General features: G+C 62.6%; 7 protein-coding genes. 2 read left to right on the top strand and 5 right to left on the bottom strand.

What is annotated here, in order from left to right:
• Window positions 1-248: 248 nt before the first annotated feature.
• Together ABZ412_RS35770 and ABZ412_RS35765 are read right to left on the bottom strand one after the other, a co-directional pair.
• A complete protein-coding gene (locus ABZ412_RS35770; RefSeq protein ID WP_357289738.1) occupies window positions 249-686 on the bottom strand; it encodes a hypothetical protein in 438 nt (145 codons plus the stop codon).
• 204 nt (window positions 687-890) lie between these two features.
• Entirely contained in the window at window positions 891-1,364 is a 474-nt protein-coding gene (locus tag ABZ412_RS35765) for a hypothetical protein (protein ID WP_357289735.1), read from the bottom strand.
• Between the two features lie 280 nt (window positions 1,365-1,644).
• Between ABZ412_RS35765 and ABZ412_RS35760 the strand changes: the two genes are divergently transcribed.
• Window positions 1,645-2,622: a hypothetical protein gene (locus ABZ412_RS35760; RefSeq protein ID WP_357289732.1), complete on the top strand. Its 978-nt coding sequence runs from the start codon at window positions 1,645-1,647 to the stop codon at window positions 2,620-2,622.
• A gap of 184 nt (window positions 2,623-2,806) precedes the next feature.
• Here the strand turns inward: ABZ412_RS35760 and ABZ412_RS35755 are convergent, their stop codons facing one another.
• Entirely contained in the window at window positions 2,807-3,421 is a 615-nt protein-coding gene (locus tag ABZ412_RS35755; RefSeq protein WP_357289729.1) for a hypothetical protein, read from the bottom strand.
• A gap of 387 nt (window positions 3,422-3,808) precedes the next feature.
• Here ABZ412_RS35755 and ABZ412_RS35750 point away from each other — a divergent pair, with 387 nt between their 5' ends.
• The gene (locus tag ABZ412_RS35750) at window positions 3,809-5,032 is read left to right on the top strand and encodes a hypothetical protein (RefSeq protein ID WP_357289726.1); all 1,224 of its coding nucleotides are present in this window, start codon (window positions 3,809-3,811) and stop codon (window positions 5,030-5,032) included.
• Here ABZ412_RS35750 and ABZ412_RS35745 read toward each other — a convergent pair.
• Both ABZ412_RS35745 and ABZ412_RS35740 read right to left on the bottom strand, forming a co-directional pair.
• Entirely contained in the window at window positions 5,019-5,273 is a 255-nt protein-coding gene (locus tag ABZ412_RS35745; RefSeq protein WP_357289723.1) for an IPT/TIG domain-containing protein, read from the bottom strand. The two genes, ABZ412_RS35750 and ABZ412_RS35745, sit on opposite strands and share 14 nt — an antisense overlap.
• A gap of 564 nt (window positions 5,274-5,837) precedes the next feature.
• Window positions 5,838-6,203: a hypothetical protein gene (locus tag ABZ412_RS35740; RefSeq protein WP_357289720.1), complete on the bottom strand. Its 366-nt coding sequence runs from the start codon at window positions 6,201-6,203 to the stop codon at window positions 5,838-5,840.
• Window positions 6,204-6,546: the final 343 nt, after the last annotated feature.

The following is a 6,546-nucleotide window of genomic DNA, read 5'->3' as shown; positions in this document are numbered from 1 at the left end:
ACCGCGGGCGGGCAGCCGATTAGGGAACTTCTCACCGGGCACCTGGACTAGATCCTGGCCGGGATCAGGTCCTGACACCAGTCTTAAGTAGCCGATTACAAGGTCCGGTCCGGAATGGCGGATATCTAGCAGACTCGGACTGCCCTACACCTGTGACCGAAGCTCGGAACTCTCCGTAAATTGTTGTGGCTTGAAGGGCCGACCAGGGCGCAAATCGCAGTGCGGACGCAACCGATCAGACAAGAAGGCTATGGCCGGTGCGAAGTGTCGTCCCGTGTCGCCAGTTCGAGAGCGTATTGATCAGCCGGATCGATCTCGTCCACCACCTGCTGAGCGGCGGTTTGTTCGCCTCGCCGACGAAGCAGCTTCACGAGGTAGTACAGCGCCGTCTTGTCCCCGAGATGGGCTCGCTGCCGCAGATCATCGTCGCGTCCGTTCTCGTACAGAAACCGGTCCAGCCTGCGCCGTGCGTGGACATCGGCTTCAGCCAGTGTGGCCAATTCATCGATACGTTCGGCTTTCGCAAGGAGATCCATGAGCCACAGATGCGCATTGTGCGTGTCGGCGTCAGCACTACAACACTCGGCGGCAGCGCTGACCACGGAGATCGCTGCGCCCCAGTCGCCCCGTGACTCCGCGGCCCTTGCCGCGTCGTTGATCACGTTCCAGTCGTGTGAGGTTGTCACGGTCCCAGTGTGTCGATCCGAAAGATCCGGCGTACACAGCGGGTCCCGCGTGTCAGACTGCGCAGCGCCGATCCATTCTGCGGTAAACGCACTATTCTGCCGCATGGCGCGCTGACCGAACCGGCTGAGCGTGGTCTTATCAGAAACGGCGGGCTGGACACACAGGACAGGGGAACACGTGGCGATGGCGGCTCCAGCGCGAAGTTAATCGGAATCGGCAGGGGGCTGCGCCAGCTGACGGGTTGCGCTGATCAGAGCCTCGAGTTCATTCCGGGGGAAGGGACGACCCCATTGGTCCAGGTATCCCTGAATACCGTAGTGTCGCAGGACGTCGCGGAAGCAGATACACACTGAGGCGGCGAGCGCCCAGACGGTTTGACGGCTGCGCCAGCGTTGGATTCCTGACGAGTCGGGCAGATCGTAGTTGGCCACTTCGAGCAGCCGGATGTCGATCTCATTGCCCTGGCGATGAAACAGCCACCGGTAGACGGTCGGCTCGGCCTCGAACTCGGCGCGGGCCTCGGGAGCGCCACGCACGATGTCGGTGACTGCTCGCAGGAGGTATTGCGGTGCACCAGTGACGTAGGAGGCGACCGCGGTTGCCTCCATGTTCTCGTCGGACACGCGAACATTCGCCCATCCGAAGTCTTCCAGCTGCCAGTGGATGGACATGCTCATCGTCGGTGCCTCCTAGTTCGAAGATCGGAGACACGCTCCACGAACGCACGATAATGCCGCTTACGGGTCGGTCCGGAGCGGCCGGCACGGTCCAGCTGAAGATCGAACGCCCCGAGATCATCTCGGAGCGTTCGTGTGTCTGGAACGTCCGCAACTGCCGAGTTGCGGGTGGCCCTTTGAGTGGTTGGGGGCTCTGCGACTTTGGAGTCTCTACCGGACCCACACGATCTCTCCACACTTGGTCGACGGATCGGACACAACTGGTCGATACATTGACCGCGTGTCTACTCGTGATACACCGTGGAATCGCTTGAACCTTCTCGCGGACATATTGCAGGGCGTTGCCGTCGGCGCGCTGGCTCTCGCGTGGGCGGCGATCGGGATCGGACTGTACTCGGACCCGGTAGCGGATCCACGGTTCGATCTCGAAGCGGGCGGCCGCTTCGCGGCCGGCTTCTTGGTCTATGCGCCGTTCCTGTTGGTGATCAGCCCGGTGCTGGCCGTCACTGGCGTGTTAGGGCTGTTGCCAGACCGGTTCGCGCCTGGCAGCACCATTGTGGGTGGGGTAGTTGCCAGTTTGTTCGCTCAGTGGGTGGGAACCCAACTGTACTTGTCCGACTACAGGCGGGATTTACCCGGATGCCTCGAAATGAGCTTCGGCGCTGCGTGTTTCGCAGTTGCCGCAGCGTTCACGTCAGCTTTCTTGCGCTTGTACAGCAACCGATCCGGTCGGACGCGTGTCGCTTCGATTCGAGGCGGAGCAGGGCTGGCGGTCGCCATTCTCGTCAGTGCCTGGGTCACGATTCCGCCGCTGTTCGCGGGCAGTGGCACTCCGTCCGGTGTCCTGGCTGGGTTCGTCACCGACCCCAATTGTGGCAGGAACTTGTCGGACTGGACCGACGAGGGACGGGCGACCGTCTACACGGGCGACGCGACGACACAGTCGTATCCGCCGAAGGATATGCCCGACACTCGGTTCGGGGTCGTGGTCACTCTGCGGAACGGCATGGGTAGCGTCGAAACCACCCCGCCGACCGCGATCTCGTTCCGAGACGAGCTGCCATTTGGGTCGGGTCCGCCGAAAGCCGAATTGCTGCTGTCTCGGGATGTTACAGGCAACGGGTTCGCTTTTACTCGTCTGCGCGATCCGAAGTGTGAGTCCGGCAGTACCCGGGTGGTTTCGGCGACCTACATCTATGACGACTACGGTAGAACGGACACGCCTCAGATTCGGGGCACGGTATCTCGTAGCGAGTAACGCGCTGGCAGGGGTGTTTGATCGGCGTCGCTGATCTGGATGTCCGCACATGCCGCATACCGCGCTGACCGAACCGGCCAGCCCGGGGCGCCGGCCGCCGGATCCCGGTGCGGTGCAGAACATCCGCTTCTGCCGATTGCCGTGCTCGCCTGTTGCAAGTTGCTGTGATGGGGATTCAGGTCGACTACAGCACACTCATGTGCTTTACGTAACGACGGTTGAGGGCGTCGATTGCGGCGTCGGCGACGATCTGTCGGCTGTCTTGCGAGCATCGGGTCAGAAACGCCCGCACGCGAGGCCCGGACCACCCGGCTGCCGCGATCGCTGGCCAGTACGCCAGATTCGTGCGGTTGGAATCATTGGCCTCGACGTAGTCGAGGACAGCCTCGACCGTGGTGTCGGGGAACTGCAGTCGCAGCATCGCGACCGCGCGCAGCGCGCCGTATGCGAGAAGTTCGACGTCTTGTTGCAGGCACCACTCGACCGGAGCCGGGTCGTCGTCGAAGTCGCGACCCAGCCGAACGATCGAGTCGCCGAGGGCAGTGTTGACCATCGTTGCCCGGCGAGGTTGCAGCGCCAGTCTTTTCAGCAGTTCGACATCCTCACGGCTGCCGGTCATTCCTAGCGCCATGGTCAGTTGGTACTTCGCCTCCCAGGTGGTTTCACGTTCGAGCGCGGCGCGGACCTGGGCCGCTGTGGTCGGGTCCGCGAGCGCGCGCAGCCGTTTCGCGCCGAGTCGCCGCCGCGCCGGGAGCGATTCCGTCAATAGCGCCAATGCCTCATTGCGTGAAAGCGTCATCCAGCTCGGCCCATCCATGTTTCACGGGTTGTCGATACATCGCGGATAGTTCCATATCCCGGTGACAGGGATGGACCGCTCTTCCTCCACGAGCACCGCTACTGCCGCTACCCGCGCGGTCCGGGGCCGCGGTGGTGGGCAGCCGAAACCCTTTACGCCGCAGAACGTCCGCTATTGCCGATTACAGCTCGATTGGCGCTAACCCTTCGGCGTATCAGTCCGCTACGGTGGTGAGGGTCGTTGTGCGGGTCGGGTGGTTGGGGGCGGTTCGATGAGTCATGTGGACTGTGCGCTCGGGTGGGGTGCGCGGTACCGGTGATCGGGCGGTGGAAGCGTCGCCCGAAAGCGGCGAGTTGGTGGAATATTCGGGGACCGATCTCTCCATCGATGATCGCGGAACGGCAGTTGCTGACCGATATCGTGGCCAAGATCGTGGCCGACGTGGAGCCGGGATGGACCGAGATCAAGGTCAGGTTCGACATCGCCGGGATGGCGGTGAGTGCATTCGCCTACGCGGAGCGGGAATCGGAAACCTCTGTGGTGGTCGGCTTTCCACGTGAGGTCATGGATTTGCGGCAGGCGATGTATGTCCCGGGCCGGGGTACGTGGTTCACGATGTGGTTGAGCATCACAGCCAACAATGAGATCGGTGTGCGTTTCAGTCGTGAACGCCCCCACTTGGGACGCCAGCTCACTGGCCCGCTGGTCGACGACTTGCGTTTGTATCCAAGGGATTCGGTTCCCGAATGGATGCGTGTGGAGCTCGGCGAGCGACTGCCGATCAATGGAATCACCGAAGAGCCGCCGCGGTCGGACTGCTGCAACAGCGATCAAGACTGCGACTGTATCGATCGGGCCCAGGCTATCGAACGCGCAACCGGGTTTGTCCCGGTGCGGGAGGATTCACCACGCCCGCAGCCTATACCGGCCACACGGTCTGTTTATGCAAGGATCGAATGTGTGTTCGAGTACTGGAATAGCGAGTTCGCCGCCGCGCAGCGCCGCGTCTTTCTCTTCGTCGACTCGAACGCCAATGCGTGGACCAGGTTTTGGGTCGAGCGACCGGCATTCGCCGCTATCGCAGCGATGGAACTGCCCGATGGCAAAATCGACTACTACGGTGCCGAGCTGCCTCCGCACCTGTGTCTCGTTTCGGCGAACTGCCGAGTGGCAGTGATCGGCACCAGTGGTGGACAGCCAGTGCTGTTCGTACCCGACTACATCGGGATCCCCGACGATGCGCTCGGCTACGGACATTTCGTCGGAACACCCGAGCCCGGACCCTACGACGGATTCGGAGAACCTGTCTGCCCCACCATGGAGTTGGCGGAGATGCGCTACCTGAAGGTCGTGCACTACTCCGAGTTCGACCATATCGCTGTGTCGTTCAGCGAGATCCTGAGCGCCGGTGACGAGTGGCGGCGGATCGAACTGTTCCGCGACGGTGGTGCGGGTTGGGCGACCACGGTGCGGCAGACCAAACTCGACGAGTTCGACGCGATCGGACCCGCGGTATCTACTGCCCCTACCCGTGACCGCAACGCGGATTGGTCCGTCGGCAGGCAATTGCCCACCGACGGCCCAGCCACACCCGCCGTCAGACAAAGGTGAAGGGCAGTCCGTTGCTGGTGCCGTCCAGCTCCACCTTGACGGTGACGTTCACCGTGCCTGTCCCCGTCGGGGAGATGGCCGTGATCTGGGTGTCGGAGTCGATGGTGAATGTGGTTGCCGTGGTACCGAACCGCACGGTCAAGGGACCGACATTAGCGAACCCGGAGCCGGTGATCACCACAGAGCTGAAAGTCGTCGCAGGGCCGGAAGCGGGTGTCAGGGAAGTGAGAACAGGTGCCATGGTCGGACTCCAAGCCAAAAATGAATGAAAAGAGTTGCCTTGCAACGGATGCCGATCTTGCTGCGGCACCGTTACATATCCAGTAAGCCTCCGGCGCCGGCACTTCGGCAACGGGATCCACAGTTCGTTACCCTTCCGGTTTTATCCGGTTTCGACCCGGTGATTCGCGGCAACAGGGTCAGGACAACTCACCCCCACACCCAGTCGGTGCGCGAGGTCGCAGCATGAACTGAGTGCTACGCCTCGGCTACTCGGCTACTCGGCTACTCGGCTACTCGGCTACTCGGCTACTCGGCGAGACGGCAGCGGCTCGTCGTACTTGCTGACGTTGGGCATCAGTCGGTCCTCTCCGGCGATGAGTTGCCTTGGGCCGCCCCGGGTCAGCTCGGCACCCGACGCGGACACCACACCGTTCGACGAATGAGCACGGGCCATAAGGGCTCCGAACAACCTGTAATCCGCTACCTGCGCGGTCCGGGCCGCGGTGGTGGGTCCCGCCAGCAGCCGGAACCCGTTACGCCGCAGAGCGTCCGCTACTGCCGACGAGCGTGCATTCAGGCGGGCTCAGCAGTCTGTGGGCCGGTCTTCTCTGAACAGGACACCGGTGACAGAGCTGGCATACGGCTCCCGGTGGGTACGTGGCAGAGGCACCTCGGACAGCTTGCCGTCGTAGATCATCCACAGACCGAAACAGTCGTCGTTCTCGTCGTGAACGAGGACCTGTACCGATTCGGGTCGCGGCCACGGTAGCGATTCGAGATACGCAAGCAGATCCCCCCAGTTGTTCCGATAGAACTGGATCACCCAGGCATAACACTCGTCCGAGCCGTACGGAAAGCCTGCGCCGGAGAAGACAGCGTCGTCGATTTCTACGAAGAGTTGATGCCATGGCCGGGACCGGGATTCGTCGGCTCTTGTCAGGTGCTCCATGACATCCTCGGCTCGGCGCGCCAAGACGATAACTTCAGCGAATCTGCTCACTGCACCAAGGCCCTTTCGACACGACTACCTATCCCAGCCACAGCACGAACCTAACCGCAACGCGCACACTCACGAAGTATCCGCTCATGCCGCTCATGGGGCGGCTCGGACAGGCCGAGCCGCGGGCCGGCGGCGCCGGATCCCAGTGCGGTGCAGAAAGTCCGCTGCTGACGATTTCAGTGCAGCTCAGAGGGCTCCCTCCGGTAACTGCGACAGGCCGATCGGTGATACTGGCGCGATGCCTGGTGATACCTGCCCCGACTGCGGTCATGTGCTTGACGAGCACGATCGG

Origin of the sequence: Nocardia sp. NPDC005746, assembly GCF_040630785.1 — a bacterium.
Classification (GTDB): Bacteria; Actinomycetota; Actinomycetes; order Mycobacteriales; family Mycobacteriaceae; genus Nocardia.
Note: the sequence above shows the minus strand (reverse complement) of the source record. Positions and strands in the feature narration are given on the sequence as shown.

Coding starts and splice junctions, on each gene's coding strand:
- ABZ412_RS35765 (WP_357289735.1), bottom strand. CDS start 1,364: ATGAGCATGTCCATCCACTGGCAGCTGGAAGACTTCGGATGGGCGAAT.
- ABZ412_RS35755 (WP_357289729.1), bottom strand. CDS start 3,421: ATGACGCTTTCACGCAATGAGGCATTGGCGCTATTGACGGAATCGCTC.
- ABZ412_RS35750 (WP_357289726.1), top strand. CDS start 3,809: ATGATCGCGGAACGGCAGTTGCTGACCGATATCGTGGCCAAGATCGTG.
- ABZ412_RS35745 (WP_357289723.1), bottom strand. CDS start 5,273: ATGGCACCTGTTCTCACTTCCCTGACACCCGCTTCCGGCCCTGCGACG.
- ABZ412_RS35740 (WP_357289720.1), bottom strand. CDS start 6,203: ATGGAGCACCTGACAAGAGCCGACGAATCCCGGTCCCGGCCATGGCAT.